The organism is Streptomyces sp. NPDC052052 (assembly GCF_040680455.1).
Taxonomy (GTDB): domain Bacteria; phylum Actinomycetota; class Actinomycetes; order Streptomycetales; family Streptomycetaceae; genus Streptomyces.
The window spans coordinates 79,903-98,625 of record NZ_JBFAWU010000001.1; the positions used below are offsets into that span (position 1 = coordinate 79,903).

Here is an 18,723-nt window from a genome sequence, read left to right on the forward strand (position 1 = left end):
CGGCCGAGGGGTGGGCCGACCGTGCCCGGCGCATCGTAGACGCCGCCGCAATGCGCCGGGAATGAGCCTACGCGCGCCTTTGCGACGGGATCACCGCGGCGGCCAGTCCCGGTCCGGTGCGCGGGCGCGGGGGCGGTGAGGGGCGGGGCCGTGCGGCCGTAACGGAACGTACAAGTAGGGTCGTTGGCGGCATCGGACCGACAGCTGACCGACAGCTGGCTTACAGGGGGAGAACCATGCGTGCCCGTGGGGCTGCACACGTGCGGAGGCCGGGACCGGTTCCAGCGGTCACCGTTCTGATTCTGCTGGCCCTGCTGGCCGCCTGCACCTCGGCCCCGGAACCGGATGGCACGGCCCACTGGCGGCCGGAGCCGGGCCTCGGCTGGCAGTGGCAGCTCTCCGGCCGGCTGGACCCCACCGTGGACGTCCCGGTGTACGACATCGACGGCTTCGACCACGACGCCTCGGCCGTCGCCGATCTGCACCGCCGGGGGCGCAAGGTGATCTGCTACCTGTCCACCGGCGCCTGGGAGGATTTCCGTCCGGACGCCGGGAAGTTCCCCGCCTCGGTACGGGGCAAGGGCAACGGCTGGGAGGGCGAGCGGTGGCTCGACATCCGCCGCACGGACATCCTGGAGCCGCTGATGGAGGCGCGGATCGCGATGTGCGCGAAGAAGGGCTTCGACGCGGTGGAGCCCGACAACATGGACGGATACCGCAACCGCACCGGCTTCCCGCTGACCGCTGCCGACCAGCTGCGCTACAACCGGCTCATCGCCCGCATCGCCCACCGCCACGGGCTCGCCGTCGGCCTGAAGAACGACCTCGGCCAGATCCCGGAACTGGAACCGGACTTCGACTTCGCGGTCAACGAGCAGTGCGCACAGTACAAGGAGTGCGAGACCCTCAGCCCGTTCGTGAAGGCGGGCAAGGCCGTCTTCCACGTGGAGTACGAGCTGCCGGTCGCCCGGTTCTGCGCCACCTCGAAGCGGCTGGGGCTCAGCTCGCTGCTCAAGAAGTACGAGCTGGGCGTGTGGCGTCAGGAGTGCCCGACGAAGGGGTCCGGCCGGGCCGGCTGAGGCCCGGAGTCCGGCGGCACCCGGGTCCGGCCCGGTCCGGGCGGAGGTGCTCAGCCGAGCGCCAGCACCACCCCGGCCGCCGTGGCGGCCGTCTCCGCCAGCGCGCCGAAGACATCGCCGGTCACCCCGCCGAAGCGGCGCACACAGCGGCGCAGCAGGAGCTGGGCGACACCGAGACCGGCCAGCACGGCGACGGCGTGGTGCAGCGCCCCGTACCCGCCCAGGAGCGCGCCGGCACCCGCACAGGCCGCGACCACGACGGTGCCGGCCACCGCGGCAGCCCGCACCGTGACCGTCCCGGCCACCGCCGCGCCCAGCCCTTCCGGACGGGCCGCCGGTACGCCCCGACGGCAGGCCAGGGTGAGCGCCAGCCGGGCCGTGACGGCGCAGACGGCCGCCGCGAGCGCCCCGTGCGCCCAGCCCTGCCCGTACAGCTGCTGGAGGACCGCGACCTGGGCCAGCAGCACGAAGAGCAGGGTGATCACACCGAACGGCCCGATGTCCGACTGCTTCATGATCCGCAGGGCGTCGTCGGCGGGCCTGCCGCTGCCCAGGCCGTCGGCGGTGTCCGCGAGCCCGTCCAGATGCAGCCCGCGGGTCAGCGCCGCGGGCACGGCGGCGGAGGCGACCGCGGCCAGCAGCGGACCGGAGCCGAGCAGCAGCGCCAGACAACCGGCCGCCGCCGCGAGCAGCCCCACGACGAGACCGGCGACCGGGGCGCACAGCATCCCGCTCCGGGCGGCCGGGCGGTCCCAGCGGGTGACACGGACGGGGAGCACGGTCAGGGTGCCGAAGGCGAAACGAAGGCCATGGCTGTTCAGGGAGGTCACGGCGCGCAGGCTAATCGGTATGACGCCCCGATAGATTGTTCATAACGCAATATATATGGACAGAAGATGCTCAAGGGGAGTGGGTGGCATGGGTCACTGGTTCGAGCAGAACATCGTCGAGCCGGGGAAGCTGCCCCTGTTGCTCGCGCTGGCCGCGTTCGTGCTGGCCTTCGCCATCACCCGGTTCATCACGCGGATGATCCGGGCGGGCAAGGGGCCGTTCCGCAACATCACACCCGGCGGACTCCATATCCACCACGTGGTGCCCGGCGTGGTGTTGAGCATCATCGGCGGCTTCGGGGCGGTCGCCGCCGGCCGCGAGGGGGTTGCCGCGGCGATCTGTGCGGTGATCTTCGGCGTGGGGGCGGGCCTGGTCCTGGACGAGTTCGCCCTGATCCTCCACCTCGACGACGTGTACTGGTCGGAGCAGGGCCGCCAGAGCGTGGAGGTCGTGATCCTCACCGCGGCGCTGGTGCTGCTGGTCCTGGCCGGATTCTCCCCGCTCGGCGTGCACGAGCTGAGCCGTACCGAGCAGGAGGGCAGGATCGGCGTCATCATCACGCTGATCGTCAACTTCCTGGTCGTGCTGATCGCCCTGTTCAAGGGCAAGTTCCGGCTTGCGGTCGTCGGCACCCTCGTCCCGTTCGCCGCTCTGATCGGGGCGATCCGGCTGGCCCGGCCGGCCTCGATGTGGGCGAAGCACTTCTACCGTCACCGCCCCCGCGCCCGCGCCCACGCGGTGCTGCGCGCCTACCACCACGATCTGCGCTGGGCGGGACCGCGCCGGAAGTTTCACGATCTGATCGGCGGCGCACCCGACCGGGTCCCGGCCCCCGTCCGCAAGCCCTGATCGCGGCGCGGCTGCCGGTACCGGTTCCGGCCGGCCGCGCAGGCGTACAGGACGAGCACCGCGGTGATCGCCGCGAGGTGCTCCTGGCCGGCCAGGTTGTTCCTGACGGCCAGTTCGACGCTCATCGCCACGACCACCAGCGCCGCGGTGAACCGGGCCCGGTGGACACAGCACAGGTAGACCGCGAGGCCGACCACCGCCGCCGAGGGCCCGGTGTCGACGGTCCGGGCATCGGAGGCGGGCAGCCCGATCGGACCGTCCGGACCGAGGGCCACGCCGATCCGTGCGTACAGCGTCCCGGCCAGCGTCGCCCCGTACGCGATCACGAGCGTCCGCCACCGGCCCAGGCAGATCTCGGCGGCCCCGAACGCCACCAGGATCTGCGCCAGCGCCCCCCATACCGGCAGATCCGGCGCCGCGACGAACAGCGACAACGGAGTGCGCAGCAGCGCCGCCCACCACGGGTCCCCGGCCCGCACCACTCCGAGCTGCTGCACCGCCCCGGAGCCCCAGGGCCGGTTCTGCGCCACCTGGAGCAGCGCCGTCAGACAGACCGCGGCGAGCGTCATGGGGACCGCCCGCAGGCGGTGGTCCGCGAGCCCCGCGCGTACGGTCCCCAGCAGGGGACCCCACTCGCGGCGAGCCGCTTCGCCCAGTGCGGGTAAGGGTTTCATCCGCCGGCCCCGAGCTGCGAGCGGTGCATCCACTTGGGCAGCCCGGGTGCCTCCAGGAACCCCTCGGCACGGCCCGCGGCGAGGCCGATGCGCAGCAGGTCGGAGCTCCTCTCGAAGAGCAGGAAACGCGGTTCCCAGATCGGCCGGTACTTGGCGTTGGCGCGGTAGAGCGACTCGATCTGCCACCAGCGGGAGAAGAAGCTGAGCAGGGAGCGCCACAGCCTCAGCACCGGCCCGGCGCCGAGCCGCGAACCCCGTTCGAAGACGGAGCGGAACATGGCGAAATTCAGCGAGACCTGGGTGATGCCGATGTCTTCCGCACGCCGCAGGAGTTCGATGACCATGAACTCCATCAGGCCGTTCTCGGCGTCCCGGTCACGGCGCATCAGGTCCAGCGAGAGGCCGTGCGGCCCCCACGGTACGAAACTCAGCAGGGCGCGCAACTCGCCGGGCCCGCCGTCCGCTTCGGCGGGCGCGTCACGGCATTCGAGCATCACGCACCGGCCGTCGGCGGGATCACCGAGCCGGCCCAGCGCCATCGAGAAACCCCGTTCGGTCGCGCCGTCGCGCCAGTCGTCGGCGCGCCGTACCAGTTCGGCCATCTCGTCGGCGGGGATGTCGGCGTGCCGGCGCACGGTCACGCCGTACCCGGCGCGCCTGACCCGGTTGTACGCCTGGCGGACGGTGCGCATCGCGCGCCCTTCGAGGGTGAACTCGGCGGTCTCCACGATCGCTTCGTCACCCAGCTCCAGGGCGTCGAGGCCGTGGCGTGCGTAGACGGTTCCGCCCTCCTCGCTCACGCCCATGACCGCCGGGATCCAGCCGTGCTCGCGGGCCTCGGTCAGCCACGGCTCGATCGCTCCGGGCCAGGCCTCCGGGTCGCCGAGGGGATCACCGGAGGCGAGCGAGACCCCGCTGACCACCCGGTAGGCGACGGCGGCCTTCCCGGTCGGCGACCAGACGACGCTCTTGTCCCGGCGCAGTGCGAAGTAGCCGAGCGAGTCGCGGTCGCCGTGTCCGTCGAGCAGTGCCCGCAACCGGCGCTCGTCCTCGGGGGTGATCGGGTCGACGGCCCGGCGGGACCGGAACGCCGCGTACACGACGGTGATCAGCAGCAGGGTGGAGAGGATGTTGATGACGACGTCGACCCAGCCCGGCGTGGTGATTCCGGGGAGGGTGGCACCGTCGCCGGCGACCGAGACCAGGCGCAGGGCGCCGTAGTGCCAGCGGTCCAGGAAGGACGAACGGTAGTCGTCGTGCGCGGTGTTGGTGAGCGTCACCAGTCCGGCGGCGATCAGCGAGGTGACCAGCAGCCCGCCGACCGCGACGGCCGCGGCCAGCTTCGGGTTGGACCGGTCGCCCTTCGCGTAGAACTCGCGCCGGCCGACCACGAGCGCCAGGACGAAGACGGCGGTCAGCGCCAGCGAGATCCAGTTCTGCGGGTACTGCCGCACCTCCGGGAACGGCATCACCAGGAGGAAGAGCAGCAGCAGAAGACCGCTCACCACCATGTTCACGATCCACGCGGCCCGTTTGCGGCGGCGCATGGTGATCGCGAGGAAGAGTGCGACCACTCCGGAGGAGAAGCCCGCAGTGAGCAGGTACGGGGTGAAGTAGTTGGCGGTGTTGTGGCGGCGCAGGTCGTTGCCGAGGGTGACCCAGACGGCGCTCAGGAAATTGATGAACGACACGACGCGCAGGTACCAGATGGCGAACGCGGCACCATGGCGTGACCGGGCAGTGCTCGTCGGCCGGGTGACGACCCGCCTGGATTCCTCGGTGGCCAATCGGACCTCTCCCACGAAAGCGATCATATCGGGCGTCGCGCTGTGGGAGAGGCTTGCGCTGCGGCCGGTGCTCGACGGCCGCAGCGCCGCCGGTCCGGTCAGTCGCCGTCCGTGCCGGCCTCCTCGTCGGCGCCTTCCCTGTCCTCGGCGACGGGTGCCCGCTCGGGCAGCTCGGCCGCCAGCGCGGCCGCGGCCCGGACGAGCGGAAGAGCGAGCAGTGCCCCACTCCCTTCACCCACGATGACGCCGTGGTCCAGCAACGGGTTGAGCGCCATCCGGTCCAGCGCCTTGGCCTGGGCCGGCTCCCCGCTCGCCTGGCCCGCCAGCCACCAGTCCGGCGCCCGGAAAGCCGCCCGCTGACCCACCAGCGCACAGGCCGCCGAGACCACGCCGTCCAGGATCACCGGCAGCCTGCGCACCGCGCACTGCAGCAGGAACCCGGTCATCGCCGCCAGGTCGGCACCGCCCACCGTGGCCAGCAGCTCCAGCTGATCACCCAGGACCGGCCTGGCCCGCCGCAACGCGTCCCGGATCGCCGCACACTTGCGCATCCATGCCAGATCGTCGATGCCCGCACCGCCGCGCCCGGTGACCACCGAGGCATCCGTACCGCACAGCGCGGCGATCAGCGTGGCCGCCGCCGTCGTACCGCCGACGCTCAGATCGCCGAGCACCACCAGATCGGTGCCCGAATCGGCCTCCTCGTCGGCGATCGCCACGCCGAGCCGGACCGCCCGCTCGGCCTCCTCGGCCGTCAGCGCGTCCTCGATGTCGATCCGGCCGCTGCCGCGCCGCACCCGGTGGCGCACCACCGACTCGGGGAGCAGTTCCGGGTCGCAGTCCAGACCGGCGTCGACGATGCGGACCGGAACGGAGAACTGGCGGGCCAGCACGGCGAGCGGGGTCGCACCCTCCAGCGTGGCCCGCACCAACTCGTGCGCGCTCCCGGCCGCGCGCCCGGACACATCCAGCCCGGCGACCCCGTGGTCACCGGCGAAGAGCACCACGCGCGGCTGCTCGATCGCCTTGACCGGTACGGACTGCTGGGCGGCCGAGAGCCATTCGCCCAGCTCGTCCAGGCGGCCGAGGGCACCGGGGGGAACGACCAGACGCTGTCGGCGTTCCTCGGCGTCGCGCCGTACACCGCCGTCCGGGCGTTCGATCAGGTCGGAGAAGTCGTCCAGATTCACGGAAGTCTGCCTCGCGGGTCGATACGTGGAGTGGGCCGGTGAGCCCGGCGGCGGGCTCACTGCGGAACAGTACCCGGCGCGTTTCCGTACCCCGTCAGTTCCGGTTCCGTCCCCGGTCGGTTCCGGTTGCCGTACCGAACCGCAGCAGCGTCATCGCGGGTGTCAGGGTCCGCAGCCCCGGGAGCAGCGACTGGATCCGGATCAGCTCGCCCATCGCGCCCCGCCCCCGCGGCGGCCGGAGCGCCCGCACCTCGGTGATCCCCGGATGCGCGCTCCTCAGCTTGTGCCGCTCACCGGGGTTCATCGCCCAGTGCATCGGCGGCACGGTCATCGCGCCGACCCTCGACCGGCCGGCCACCGTGCCCCTGGCCGGCCGGCGCGCCATCGTGTCCATGACGAGGATGCCGCCGGGCAGTCGTGCGGCACAGCCCGCCAGGATCGTCCGCACCTCCCCGGGGCGCAGATACATCAGCAGCCCCTGCGTCGTGACGACCGCACCGCGGCCCTCCGGGTCCTCGATCTCGTCCAGCCAGGACAGATCGGTCGCCGAACGGGACAGGGTGCGCAGCCGGTCCGAGGCGGGCAGCAGCGCCTTGCGCAACTCGGCCACTACGGGAAGCTCGACGCTCAGCCAGCTCAGCCGCCCGTTGTCGACCCGCCAGAAGCCGGTCTCCAGACCGTCGCCGAGTGCCACGACGGTGGCCTGCGGCCGTTCGGCGAGATACTCCTGCACGGCCAGGTCGAAACAGCGCGAGCGCAGCCCCTGGGCCTGGGAGAGGAACGCGTTCGGCCGCCCGAACCGTTCCTCGAAGGGGTAGTCCAGGTCCGCCAGCAGCCGGAGCGCCATCGGATCGTCCAGTACCGGATAGCGGCGGCCCGCCTCGTACGCCCTGTTGTAGAGCGTCCACAGGAGGGTCTCCGGAACCCCGTGCAGCATCGGTCGCACACCGGTCATGTCCGCTTCCTCCCGTTCCTCCGCACCGTCCCTCCGTACCGCTCCTCCGTGCTGTTCCCTCCGTGTCTCCGGTCAGCCGCGCAGTTGCAGCGCCTGTCCGGCCACCACCAGCAGCACCTGCTCGCACTCGTCGGCGAACGCGGCGTTCAGCCGGCCCAGCTCGTCGCGGAACCGCCGCCCGGCGGCCGTGGCGGGCACCACGCCCGAGCCGGTCTCGTTCGTGACGGCGACGACCGTGCGCCGCGTCCCGCGGACCGCCGAGACCAGCGCGGCGGTCCGCTCCCGCAACGCGCTCTCGCCGCCGCCCGCCCACGCCGCGTCGTCCCAGGCGTTCACGCGGTCCATCGCATCCGTCAGCCACAGCGACAGACAGTCGATCAGCAGCGGGGGGCCGTCCGACTCCAGCAACTCCACCAGCTCGCAGGTCTCCTCGGTACGCCAGGCGGCCGGCCTGCGCTCCCGGTGCAGCCCGACCCGGGCCGCCCACTCCGCGTCGCCCTCCCTGCCGCCCCCGGTCGCCACGTACACCACCTCGGGGAACGTCTCCAGACGCCGCTCGGCCTCCACCGACTTCCCCGACCTGGCGCCGCCCGTCACCAGCGTCCGCCGCGGTGGGCCCGGCTCCGCGCGGTAGTCGCCGGTCACCAGCGTCGTCCCGTCCGGCACGGCCCGCGCCCCGGCCGCCGCGAGCCGCCGGTCCAGTTCGGCGCCGGGCGGTGCGTCATGGTCCAGGTGGACGGCGATGATCTCGGTGGCCGGCCCGATCGCCTCCACCGCCCGCAGCCGCGCCAGCGCGTCCGGCCGGCCGATCACATCGCCGACCACCAGGTCGTACGGCTGCTCCGCCCGGTCGGTGAGCCCGGAGGGCGCGGCGCCCGGCGGCAGGTAGAGCAGCCGTGTGCCCTCGGGGGACGTCACCTCGTAGCCGGTGCCCGGCGCGTCCATCGGTACCGCCCGCACCCGGTGACCGCTGATCAGGGTCAGGTCCCGGCCGTCCGGCACCCTTCCCGCGGGAGGCAGCCCGGCGGGCAGTTCCACGGCGGGCCCGTCGTGGGGATGAGTGAGCAGCACCTGCCGTACGCCGCTGAGCGAATGCCCCGCACGGGCCGCGGCGAACACGGCCCCCGGGGTGAGATCGAGCAGCAGTGCGTCGTCGACCAGCAGCGCGGTCGCGGCCCGCGAGCGCGCACCGCGTGCGGTGGCGCAGGCGGCGCAGGGGCATTCGGGCCGAGGAAGCCCGTCGGGGGCTCCGGTGCCGAGGAGAGTCAGTTCCACGCTTCCGATCTTCCCGCGTCCGCGCAGCGGTTGCGCGACGTGGGGGTGTCCGGGCGGGTGCATGCCCCGTGCCGGCCCTGGCCGCAGGGACGAGTGCCGCCGTCCTGCCGGGGCACTAGGCTGCGGGCAGCAGAGCGACCCAGGAGGCGGACATGGCGTGGACGTGGCGGTTCGAGAAGTCCGACGGTACGGAGACGGAACCGGCCCTGCAGCCGGAGGAGTTCACGACACAGGGCGATGCGGAGTCCTGGATCGGTGAGTACTGGAAGGAGCTCCTCGACGGCGGGGCGGACCAGGTGACGCTCTTCGACGACACGACCAAGGTCTACGGCCCCATGAGCCTCCAGGCCGACCAGGGCTGACCCCGTCCCGGCGGGGGAGCGGTCGCACGGGCCGCGGCCGCTCCGTGCCCGGCCGGTCCCGGACCCGTACGGCCGGCGGTGATCCCGCGCGGCCCGGCCGGGGCCGGGAGGCGCGGCCGGGCCGGATCCCGCCGGGCCCGCGGAATCCGGACGTGGGCCTCAGATCTCGCCCAGGGTGACCTTCACCGTCTTCTCCGTGGTGCCGCGCAGATACGTCACCGGGACCTTGTCGCCGGGCTTGTCCGAGGCCAGTGCCTCCGCGAGGGACGTGATCGTCGTGATCGGCACGTCGTCGAGCCGGGTGATGATGTCGCCGACCTTCAGCCCCGCCTTGTCCGCGGCGCCCCCCTTCGCCACGCTGACCAGCGCGACCCCGGCGGGCTGGTAGTTCTCGTCGACGACCGTGCGCCCGGTGATGTCCAGTGCCGCCCGGCCCGAGTCGGTGACCTTGCCGCTCTTGATGATCTGATCGGCGACCGTCCGCACCATCGACGAGGGGATCGCGAACCCGATCCCGGGCGCCGCGCTGTCCTGCATCTGCGGGTCTACCGCCCCCAGCGTCGGAATGCCGATGACCTTGCTGTTCAGGTCGACCAGCGCGCCGCCGCTGTTGCCGGGGTTGATGGCCGCCGAGGTCTGCACCATGTTCGCGATCGTCGCGCCCGTGCCACCGCCCGAGCTGTTCTCGCTGACGGTGCGGCCGACGGCCGAGACGATGCCCTGGGTGACGCTGGAGGACAGGCCGAGCGGCGAACCCATCGCCAGCACGATCTGCCCCACCTCGACCTTCTGCGAGTCGCCGAACGTCGCGGGCTTCAGCCCGCTGGGAACGCTGTCCAGCTTGATGACGGCCAGATCCTGTTCCGGATAGGAGAAGACCAGTGAGGCCTTCAGCACCTTCTCGCCGGTGGCGGCGGTGACCCTGAAGGTCTTCGCGTCGCCGACCACATGGGCGTTGGTGACGATATGGCCCTTGGCGTCGTAGACGATGCCGGAGCCCAGGCTGTTGGGGGCCTCGATCTGGACGACCGAGGGCAGCACGTTCTTGATGACGGTCTGGTACGCGCTCTGCAGATCCCCGGCGGTGGCGGGGGCGGAGGCCGTCGTGGTGGCCTTCGGGGCCGCGGTACCGGACTCCGTCGCCGAGCAGCCGCTCACCAGAACGAGGGCACAGGCACCTGCGGTCAGAGGCAGCGACAGCCGGTATATGCGGCCGCGGGAATGGGAAGCATACATGTCCGAATTGTCGCTTCTATTCCCGCGGAAGGCCTGTCGGGCTCGATCGTCCGGGGTGCGGTCGACCCTCAGCCGGCCTGATCAGGCCCTCTCCGGCCGAGGGGGCCTACCCCCGCACCCCGCACAGATGCAGCAGCGCCGCCACCCGGCGGTACGGGTCCGTCCGCCCGGCCCGGTCCTCCGCGGCCAGCACTCGCTCCAGTTCGTCGGCGGCCGGCAGCTCCACCTCGTTGCCCACGCCGTCGGTGAAGACGCGCACCCCGTACCAGGTGTGCAGGGGTGCCGCGATCCCGGCGAGGGTGGCCGTCAGCGCGTCGAGCCGGTCGGCCCGCACCGGGAGCCCCAGCCGGTTGGTGTACGTGTCCGAGTCGAAGGCGGCCAGCGCCGTCTCCCAGTCCCCGGCCGCCCCGGGGCGCATCGCCAGCGCGTCGGCGTTCCGTACGAGCAGCGAGAGCAGGCCGCCGGGGGCCAGCATCCGGGCCAGACCGGCCAGCATCGCGTCCGGCTCCCGGACGTACATCAGTACGCCGTGGCAGAGCACCACGTCGAAACTGCCGGGCAGGAAGTGCACCCCGGTGTCCAGGCCGTCGCCCTCGATCAGCCGGACCCGTTCGCGAATGCCCGCGGGCTCGCCGGCGAGGGCCTCACTGGCCACCCGCAGCATCTCGGAGTCGGACTCCAGACCCGTCACGCTGTGACCGGCCCGGGCCAGCCGCAGTGCCTGGGTGCCCTGGCCCATGCCGACATCGAGGACGCGCAGGCGCTGCCCGACCGGGAAGCGGGCCGCTATCTGCTCGTCGAGCTGCCGGGCCACGAGCTCCTGGCGGACGGTGTTGCGCAGCCCGCCGAGCCCCTTGAGCCACGCCGACGAGGCCCCGGAGAACCCGCTGACGGCGACGACGCCGCCCGGCGGACCGCCGGCCGAGCCGGTCACAGCCGTACTCAGGGCCGCTCCCCGCGCTTGACCTGCGGCTTCGGCAGACGCAGCCGACGCATCTGGAGCGTGCGCATCAGACCGTAGGAGACCGCGCCGCGCTTCGGGGCGTCGGGGAAGCGCTGGTTCAGCTGCTTCCGCAGGCGGAAGCCGAGACCGATCGAGTCGATGACGATCAGCACGATCACGATGAGCCAGAGCAGCAGCGAGATGTTCTGGATGTTCTGGATCTGGATCACGCTGAGAATCAGGATGATCACGGCGAGCGGCAGGAAGTACTCCGCGATGCAGAAACGCGAGTCCACGTAGTCGCGGACGAAGCGGCGCACCGGACCCTTGTCGCGGGCCGGCAGATACCGCTCGTCGCCGCTGGCGAGCGCCTCACGCTGCTTGGTCAGCTCCACACGGCGCGCTTCGCGCTGGCGCTTGTTGGCCTCCTTGCGGTCGAGCGGCGCGCCACTGGAGGCACGGCGGCGCTGCGACTGGGCATCGCTGCGCTTGGGGGTGGGGCGACCCTTGGGGGCCTGCGGGTCGCGGGGCTGCTTGGAGAGGTCCGCCGTCACCTTGGTGGTGGGCGCCTCTTCCTTCGAACGGCTACGGAACACAAGGCCCAAGGGTACGGGTTCGACCGGCGTGACCCCCAGGCCGGTCGGGAACGATCCGGCAACGGCCCGCGTCCTCGCCGATGTCCCCGTGGTCCTGCGCGGATGTGGGCTCCGGTCTCCCCGGGTGCCGCCTACTCCCTGCGCCGGAGCGGCGACCGGGCGCAGTCGTCCTTGGGGAGGAGCACATCTGTGCTCGAACAGTGCGGTAATAGAGGCAGGGCCCGTACTGTGGGTTCTGTTGGAGTGCTGGAGCTCAGTCCGTCAGAAGGGGGCGCGCGAAGCCCATGAGCGGTGTCATGAAGCGTATGGGGATGATCTTCCGCGCGAAGGCAAACAAGGCCCTGGACCGGGCCGAGGATCCGCGCGAGACCCTCGATTACTCGTACCAGAAGCAGCTGGAACTGCTGCAGAAGGTGCGCCGCGGTGTCGCCGATGTGGCGACCTCGCGCAAACGGCTGGAGCTGCAGCTGAACCAGTTGCAGGGACAGTCGTCCAAGCTGGAGGACCAGGGCCGCAAGGCGCTCGCGCTCGGCCGCGAGGACCTGGCCCGCGAGGCGCTGTCCCGGCGTGCCGCCCTCCAGCAGCAGGTCACCGACCTGGAGACGCAGCACAGCACGCTGCAGGGCGAGGAGGAGAAGCTCACCCTCGCGGCCCAGCGGCTCCAGGCCAAGGTCGACGCCTTCCGTACCAAGAAGGAGACCATCAAGGCCACCTACACCGCGGCCCAGGCGCAGACCCGGATCGGCGAGGCCTTCTCCGGGATCTCCGAGGAGATGGGCGATGTCGGCCTGGCCATCCAGCGGGCCGAGGACAAGACCCAGCAGTTGCAGGCCCGGGCCGGCGCGATCGACGAGTTGCTGGCCTCCGGTGCCCTGGACGACCCGACCGGGACGGCGAAGGACGACATCGCCGCCGAGCTGGAACGGATCTCCGGGGGCTCCGACGTGGAGCTGGAGCTGCAGCGCATGAAGGCCGAGCTGGCCGGTGGCCCCACCCAGCAGCAGGCGATCGAGGGCGGCCCGCAGGACGCGGCGCAGCAGCAGTCGTCACAGTCCCCGCACAGGTTCGACAAGAGCTGAGGCAGCGTCATGATCGTACGGATCATGGGGGAGGGCCAGGTCGCACTGGCCGACAGTCATCTCGTCGAGCTCGACCGGCTCGACGACGAACTGCTCGCCGAGATGGAGAGCGGTGACGGCCCCGGCTTCCGCTCCACCCTCCACGCGCTCCTCGCCAAGGTGCGCGAGTTCGGCACGCCCTTGCCGGACGACTCCCTGGAGCCGTCCGAGCTGATCCTGCCGTCGTCCGACGCGACCCTCGAAGAGGTGCGCGCCCTGCTCCGGGACGACGGGCTCATCCCCGGCTGACGCCGGTGGCTCTCCAGCACCCGCACCTCGTCCGTGCCCCGTGCCCGCTCCGCCGGACACGGGGCACGGACGCGTCCTGGGCGGGTCCGGGGGCACGGGGCGGGGGCGGTCGCGGGACGCTCCGTGCCGGTCCCTCCGTACGACCCGTCCGGATCCCCGCGCGACACGCCGTAACGTAGCTTGCTGTGACCACCCTCGGAACCGGGGTCCTGCGTGTCCGGCACTGGCTGCGCGGCCACCCCCTGGCATCGGACGCCGCGCTCGCCCTGTTCGTGCTCGTGGCCATGATCGCCGGGTCGTTCGCCCACCAGGACACACCCGACGGCTCCGGCTTCGGCACCCGGACCCCCGAGGCGGGCAGCGTGCTCCTGATGGTGCTCGGAGCCGTGGCGCTGGTCCGGCGGCGCCGCGAACCCATGGCCGTGCTCGCCGCCACCGCCGTGCTGACCGCTGTCGAACTGGTGACGGCCGATCCGCTCGCGCCCGTGATGATGACCACCGTCATAGCCCTCTACACCGTCGCCGCCCGCACCGACCGGCCCACCACCTGGCGGGTCGGAGTGCTGACGACGGCCGCGCTGACCGCCGTCGCGATGTGGCTCGGCCCGGCGCCCTGGTACTCCCAGGAGCACCTCGCGATCTTCGCCTGGACCGGCATGGCCTGCGCCGTGGGGGACGCCGTGCGCTCCAGGCGCGCCGTCGTCGACGCGATACGGGAACGCGCCGAACGGGCCGAACGCACCCGTGACGAGGAGGCCCGGCGCCGGGTCGCCGAGGAACGGCTGCGGATCGCCCGCGACCTGCACGACGTCGTCGCCCACCACATCGCCCTGGTCAACGTCCAGGCCGGGGTCGCCGCCCACGTCATGGACAAGCGCCCCGACCAGGCCAGGGAGGCCCTGGCCCACGTCCGGGAGGCCAGCCGCTCCGCGCTCGACGAACTGCGGGCCACCGTCGGGCTGCTGCGGCAGTCCGGCGACCCGGCGGCGCCGACCGAACCGGCCCCGGGCCTCGCGGTCCTCGACGAGCTGGTGGACACCGTCCGGCGGGCCGGGCTCCCGGTCGAGGTGGCCTGCACCGACCTGCGGCCCCCGCTGCCCGCGGCCGCCGACCTGGCCGCGTACCGGGTGATCCAGGAGGCGCTGACCAATGTGCGCAAGCACGCGGGCCCCGGGGCGAAGGCCGAGGTGAGCGTGGTGCGGGTCGGCGCCACGGCCGAGGTCACCGTGATCGACAACGGCTCGGGCGGAGGCACCCCCAACGGGGACGGCGGTGGCCACGGGCTGCTCGGCATGCGGGAACGCGTCACGGCGCTCGGCGGCTCCCTCACCGCGGGGCCCCGCTACGGCGGCGGATTCCGGGTCCATGCGATCCTGCCCGTCGAGCCCCGCACGGCAACGTCCCAGGAACCGGGCCCGGCGGGCCGGACGGGGGAGACGGCATGACACCGCCCATCAAGGTGCTGCTCGCGGACGACCAGGCCCTGCTGCGCAGCGCGTTCCGGGTGCTGGTCGACTCGGAGGCCGACATGCAGGTGGTCGGCGAGGCGGCGGACGGCGCACAGGCCGTGGAGCTCGCCCGCTCGACCGGCGCCGACGTGGTGCTGATGGACATCCGGATGCCCGGGACGGACGGCCTCGCCGCGACCCGCATGATCAGCGCCGATCCCCAACTGGCCGACGTACGGGTCGTCATGCTCACCACCTTCGAGGTCGACGAGTACGTCGTGCAGTCGCTGCGGGCCGGGGCGTCCGGCTTCCTCGGCAAGGGGGCGGAACCGGAGGAACTCCTCAACGCCATCCGTGTCGCCGCGGCCGGCGAGGCCCTGCTCTCACCGGCCGCGACCAAGGGCCTGATCGCCACCTTCCTTGCGCAGGGCGGCAGTTCGAGCGGCGACGGGCCGAGCCCCGCGGAGTACTCCGAGCGGCTGGACGCGCTCACCGGCCGCGAACGCGAGGTGCTGGTGCTGGTCGCCGGCGGGCACTCCAACGACGAGATCGCCGAGCGGCTCGCCGTCAGCCCGCTCACCGTCAAGACCCATGTGAACCGGGCGATGGCGAAAGTGGGCGCCCGGGACCGGGCCCAATTGGTAGTGATAGCGTACGAATCGGGTCTGGTTCGCCCCCGGGGAGAATGACGGGGGACCATCGGCCTACTCCACCTGCGGTATGCGCGGCACGGAAGCGCGACCTGGGGCCGACGCCCCCGCCCCCCGGGATGCGCGATCGTGTAGCTGGGCCTGGGCTGTCCCCGAGGCGCCCGCCCCTCTGCCGCGCAAGCCACAGAAGAGAGACCCACCCATGTCCTGGCTGTCCAGATTCAGCCTCGCACAGCGGGCCCTGATCGGGCTGATCTCGATCGTCGCGCTCGTCTTCGGAGCGATCGCGATCCCGCAGCTCAAGCAGCAGTTGCTGCCCACCATCGAGCTCCCGATGGTCTCGGTGCTCGCCCCCTACCAGGGCGCTTCTCCCGATGTGGTCGAGAAGCAGGTCGTCGAACCGCTCGAGAACTCCATCAAGGCCGTCGACGGGGTCACCGGCATCACCTCCACCGCCAGCGAGGGCAACGCCGTCCTCATGGCGACCTTCGACTACGGCAACGAGGGCACCAAGCAGCTCGTCGCGGACATCCAGCAGGCGGTGAACCGCTCCCGCGCCCAGCTGCCCGACGGTGTGGACCCGCAGGTCATCGCCGGCTCGACGGACGACATGCCGACCGTCGTCCTCGCCGTCACCTCCGACAAGGACCAGCAGGCGCTCGCGGACCAGCTCGACCGCACGGTCGTCCCCGCACTCGAGGGCATCGACGGCGTCGGCCAGGTGTCCATCGACGGCGTGCAGGACCTCCAGGTCTCCCTCACCCCCGACGACAGGAAGCTCGCCGCCGCCGGACTCACCACCGCGACGCTCTCCCAGGCGCTCCAGGCGGGCGGTGCGACCGTCCCCGCCGGTTCGTTCTCCGAGTCCGGCAAGAGCCGCACCGTCCAGGTCGGCGGCGCCTTCACCTCCCTGAAGCAGATCGAGGACCTGCGGGTCACCGGCCAGGACCCGGCAACCGGCAAGCCCGGCAAGGCGGTCCGCGTCGGTGACGTCGCCACGGTGGAGCAGGAGCCGTCCACCGCGGTCTCCCTCACCCGGACCAACGGCAAGCCGAGCCTCGCGGTCATGGCCACGATGGACAAGGACGGCAGTGCCGTCGCCATCTCGGACGCGGTCAAGGACAAGCTCCCCGACCTCCGCAGGGACCTCGGCTCCGGCGCCGAACTCACCGTCGTCTCCGACCAGGGCCCCGCCGTCTCCAAGGCGATCTCCGGTCTGACCACCGAGGGCGCGCTCGGCCTGGTCTTCGCGGTCATCGTGATCCTGGTCTTCCTCGCCTCGCTGCGCTCGACCCTGGTCACGGCGGTCTCCATCCCGCTCTCCGTGGTCCTCGCACTGCTCGTGCTCTGGACCCGCGGCCTGTCGCTCAACATGCTCACGCTCGGCGCGCTGACCATCGCCATCGGCCGGGTCGTCGACGACTCGATCGTGGTCCTGGAGAACATCAAGCGTCACCTCGGCTACGGCGAGGAGCGCCAGTCGGCGATCATCACCGCGGTCAGGGAAGTGGCCGGCGCGGTCACCTCCTCGACCCTCACCACGGTCGCCGTCTTCCTGCCGATCGGTCTCGTCGGCGGCATGGTCGGCCAGCTCTTCGGCGCGTTCTCGCTCACCGTCACCGCGGCCCTGCTGGCCTCCCTGCTGGTCTCGCTGACCGTCGTGCCGGTCCTGTCGTACTGGTTCCTGCGCGCCCCCGAGGGCAGCACGGAGAACCCGGACGAGGCCCGCCGCAAGGCCGAGGAGAAGGAGGCCCGCAGCCGGCTCCAGCGGCTCTACGTCCCGGTGCTGCGCTTCGCGACCCGGCGCCGCGTCACCAGCATCGTCATCGCCCTCGTGGTGCTGTTCGGCACCTTCGGCATGGCCCCGCTGCTGAAGACCAACTTCTTCGACCAGGGCGAGCAGGACGTCCTCTCCGTCCAGCAGAAGCTGACCCCCGGCACCAGCCTCGAAGCCGCCGACGCGGCGGCCCGCAAGGTCGAGAAGGTCCTCGCCGCGGACCAGGACATCAAGGACTACCAGGTCACCGTCGGCTCCTCCGGCTTCATGGCGGCCTTCGGCGGCGGCACGGGCTCCAACCAGGCCTCGTACCAGATCACCCTGAAGGACGCGGGCGACGCCGAGGCCGTGCAGAAGCGTCTCGACACGGAGCTCGGAAAGCTCGACGGCATCGGTGACACCACCGTCTCCGCGGGAAGCAGCTTCGGCAGCCAGGACCTCAGCGTCGTGGTCAAGGCCGCCGACACCGACGTCCTGAGGAAGGCCTCCGAACAGGTACGGGCGGAGATGGCCAAGCTCAAGGACGTCACCGACGTCCAGAGCGACCTGGCCCAGAGCGTCCCGCGGATCTCGGTCACGGCCAACTCCAAGGCCGCCGACGCCGGCTTCAACCAGGCCACGCTGGGCGCCGCCGTCTCCGGAGCGGTGCAGGGCACCCCGTCCGGCAAGGCGATCATGGACGACACCGAGCGTGACATCGTCATCAAGTCCGCCCACCCGGCCACCACCATGGCGGAGTTGAAGCACCTCTCCCTCGGCCCGGTCGAGCTCGGACAGATCGCCGACGTCGAACTGGTCCCCGGACCGGTCTCGATGACCCGGATCGACGGCCAGCGGGCCGCGACCGTCACCGCCAGGCCCACCGGTGACAACACCGGCGCGGTGAGCACCGCGCTCCAGTCGAAGATCAACGGCCTCGACCTGCCGGACGGCGCCACCGCCACCATCGGCGGTGTCTCCGAGGACCAGAACGACGCGTTCCTGAAGCTCGGCCTGGCCATGCTGGCCGCGATCGCGATCGTCTTCATGCTGCTGGTGGCGACCTTCCGGTCGCTGATCCAGCCGCTGATCCTGCTGGTCTCCATCCCGTTCGCGGCCACCGGCGCGATCGGCCTGCTCGTGATCACCGGCACCCCGATGGGTGTCGCGGCGATGATCGGCATGCTGATGCTGATCGGCATCGTGGTCACCAACGCGATCGTGCTGATCGACCTGATCAACCAGTACCGGGCACAGGGCATGGGCGTCGTCGAAGCGGTCATCGAGGGCGGCCGTCACCGGCTCCGCCCGATCCTGATGACCGCCCTGGCGACGATCTTCGCCCTGCTCCCGATGGCACTCGGCGTCACCGGCGAGGGCGGCTTCATCTCGCAGCCGCTCGCCGTCGTGGTGATCGGCGGTCTGATCACCTCGACCCTGCTGACCCTGCTCCTGGTGCCGACGCTCTACGCGCTGGTCGAGCTCCGCAAGGAGCGCCGCGCGCAGAAGAAGGCGGCCAAGCGGGCGGAGAAGGCGGGCCTCCCGACGCAGGACGGGTCCGCGGAGACCTCCTCCGAGGAGCCGGAGCCCGCGAAGGCCTGACCCGCCCGGCATGACGAAGGGGCCTGTCCCGCACGAGCGTGTGGGACAGGCCCCTTCGGGTTTCCGCTTGCTGCTTGAGCGCTGCTGCTACGTGAGCGAGGAGACGAACGCGCCCCGGGCCGC

The 18,723-nt window shown here is 71.9% G+C and carries 17 protein-coding genes; 8 read left to right on the top strand and 9 right to left on the bottom strand.

What is annotated here, in order from left to right; translation table 11 throughout:
* Positions 1–236 precede the first annotated feature (236 nt).
* Positions 237–1,079, top strand: coding sequence for an endo alpha-1,4 polygalactosaminidase (locus tag AB0L71_RS00325; RefSeq protein ID WP_365236197.1), 843 nt, complete (start codon positions 237–239; stop codon positions 1,077–1,079).
* Positions 1,080–1,129: 50 nt separating this feature from the next.
* Here AB0L71_RS00325 and AB0L71_RS00330 read toward each other — a convergent pair whose 3' ends face one another.
* Entirely contained in the window at positions 1,130–1,909 is a 780-nt protein-coding gene (locus tag AB0L71_RS00330) for an adenosylcobinamide-GDP ribazoletransferase (protein ID WP_365236199.1), read from the bottom strand.
* 88 nt (positions 1,910–1,997) lie between these two features.
* On the opposite strand from AB0L71_RS00330, the gene AB0L71_RS00335 reads away from it, so the two are divergent.
* Positions 1,998–2,759 (top strand): hypothetical protein, encoded by a 762-nt coding sequence (locus AB0L71_RS00335; RefSeq protein ID WP_365236201.1) that lies wholly within the window; start codon positions 1,998–2,000, stop codon positions 2,757–2,759.
* Here AB0L71_RS00335 and AB0L71_RS00340 read toward each other — a convergent pair.
* The 5 genes from AB0L71_RS00340 to AB0L71_RS00360 all read right to left on the bottom strand — a co-directional run bounded on the left by AB0L71_RS00340 (position 2,702) and on the right by AB0L71_RS00360 (position 8,640).
* Positions 2,702–3,433, bottom strand: a complete 732-nt coding sequence (locus AB0L71_RS00340) for a hypothetical protein (RefSeq protein WP_365236203.1) — start codon at positions 3,431–3,433, stop codon at positions 2,702–2,704. The two genes, AB0L71_RS00335 and AB0L71_RS00340, sit on opposite strands and share 58 nt — an antisense overlap.
* On the bottom strand, positions 3,430–5,235 hold the full coding sequence (locus tag AB0L71_RS00345; RefSeq protein ID WP_365236205.1) for a phosphatidylglycerol lysyltransferase domain-containing protein: 1,806 nt from the start codon (positions 5,233–5,235) through the stop codon (positions 3,430–3,432). The genes AB0L71_RS00340 and AB0L71_RS00345 overlap by 4 nt, the downstream gene beginning before the upstream one ends.
* A gap of 83 nt (positions 5,236–5,318) precedes the next feature.
* Positions 5,319–6,410 carry a nicotinate-nucleotide--dimethylbenzimidazole phosphoribosyltransferase gene (cobT, locus tag AB0L71_RS00350; protein ID WP_365236207.1) on the bottom strand — a complete coding sequence of 364 codons (1,092 nt, stop codon included), beginning with the start codon at positions 6,408–6,410 and terminating at the stop codon, positions 5,319–5,321.
* 94 nt (positions 6,411–6,504) lie between these two features.
* The gene (locus AB0L71_RS00355; protein WP_365236209.1) at positions 6,505–7,365 is read right to left on the bottom strand and encodes a class I SAM-dependent methyltransferase; all 861 of its coding nucleotides are present in this window, start codon (positions 7,363–7,365) and stop codon (positions 6,505–6,507) included.
* Positions 7,366–7,437: 72 nt separating this feature from the next.
* Positions 7,438–8,640 carry a bifunctional adenosylcobinamide kinase/adenosylcobinamide-phosphate guanylyltransferase gene (locus AB0L71_RS00360; RefSeq protein WP_365236211.1) on the bottom strand — a complete coding sequence of 401 codons (1,203 nt, stop codon included), beginning with the start codon at positions 8,638–8,640 and terminating at the stop codon, positions 7,438–7,440.
* A 152-nt stretch (positions 8,641–8,792) separates the two neighbouring features.
* Between AB0L71_RS00360 and AB0L71_RS00365 the strand changes: the two genes are divergently transcribed.
* Positions 8,793–9,002, top strand: a complete 210-nt coding sequence (locus AB0L71_RS00365; protein ID WP_365236213.1) for a hypothetical protein — start codon at positions 8,793–8,795, stop codon at positions 9,000–9,002.
* Between the two features lie 159 nt (positions 9,003–9,161).
* Here the strand turns inward: AB0L71_RS00365 and AB0L71_RS00370 are convergent, their stop codons facing one another.
* From AB0L71_RS00370 to AB0L71_RS00380, 3 genes are all read right to left on the bottom strand, one after another.
* Entirely contained in the window at positions 9,162–10,238 is a 1,077-nt protein-coding gene (locus tag AB0L71_RS00370) for a trypsin-like peptidase domain-containing protein (RefSeq protein WP_365236215.1), read from the bottom strand.
* A gap of 106 nt (positions 10,239–10,344) precedes the next feature.
* Positions 10,345–11,052, bottom strand: a complete 708-nt coding sequence (locus AB0L71_RS00375; RefSeq protein ID WP_365236757.1) for a methyltransferase domain-containing protein — start codon at positions 11,050–11,052, stop codon at positions 10,345–10,347.
* Positions 11,053–11,180: 128 nt separating this feature from the next.
* Positions 11,181–11,777 (bottom strand): DUF3043 domain-containing protein, encoded by a 597-nt coding sequence (locus tag AB0L71_RS00380; protein ID WP_365236217.1) that lies wholly within the window; start codon positions 11,775–11,777, stop codon positions 11,181–11,183.
* 296 nt (positions 11,778–12,073) lie between these two features.
* Here AB0L71_RS00380 and AB0L71_RS00385 point away from each other — a divergent pair, with 296 nt between their 5' ends.
* From AB0L71_RS00385 to AB0L71_RS00405, 5 genes are all read left to right on the top strand, one after another.
* A complete protein-coding gene (locus AB0L71_RS00385; protein WP_365236219.1) occupies positions 12,074–12,856 on the top strand; it encodes a PspA/IM30 family protein in 783 nt (260 codons plus the stop codon).
* A 9-nt stretch (positions 12,857–12,865) separates the two neighbouring features.
* Positions 12,866–13,144 carry a hypothetical protein gene (locus tag AB0L71_RS00390; protein ID WP_365236221.1) on the top strand — a complete coding sequence of 93 codons (279 nt, stop codon included), beginning with the start codon at positions 12,866–12,868 and terminating at the stop codon, positions 13,142–13,144.
* A gap of 185 nt (positions 13,145–13,329) precedes the next feature.
* Positions 13,330–14,589 (top strand): histidine kinase, encoded by a 1,260-nt coding sequence (locus tag AB0L71_RS00395; RefSeq protein WP_365236223.1) that lies wholly within the window; start codon positions 13,330–13,332, stop codon positions 14,587–14,589.
* Positions 14,586–15,281 carry a response regulator transcription factor gene (locus tag AB0L71_RS00400; protein ID WP_365236225.1) on the top strand — a complete coding sequence of 232 codons (696 nt, stop codon included), beginning with the start codon at positions 14,586–14,588 and terminating at the stop codon, positions 15,279–15,281. The genes AB0L71_RS00395 and AB0L71_RS00400 overlap by 4 nt, the downstream gene beginning before the upstream one ends.
* A gap of 163 nt (positions 15,282–15,444) precedes the next feature.
* Entirely contained in the window at positions 15,445–18,600 is a 3,156-nt protein-coding gene (locus AB0L71_RS00405) for an efflux RND transporter permease subunit (protein WP_365236227.1), read from the top strand.
* Positions 18,601–18,723 lie beyond the last annotated feature (123 nt).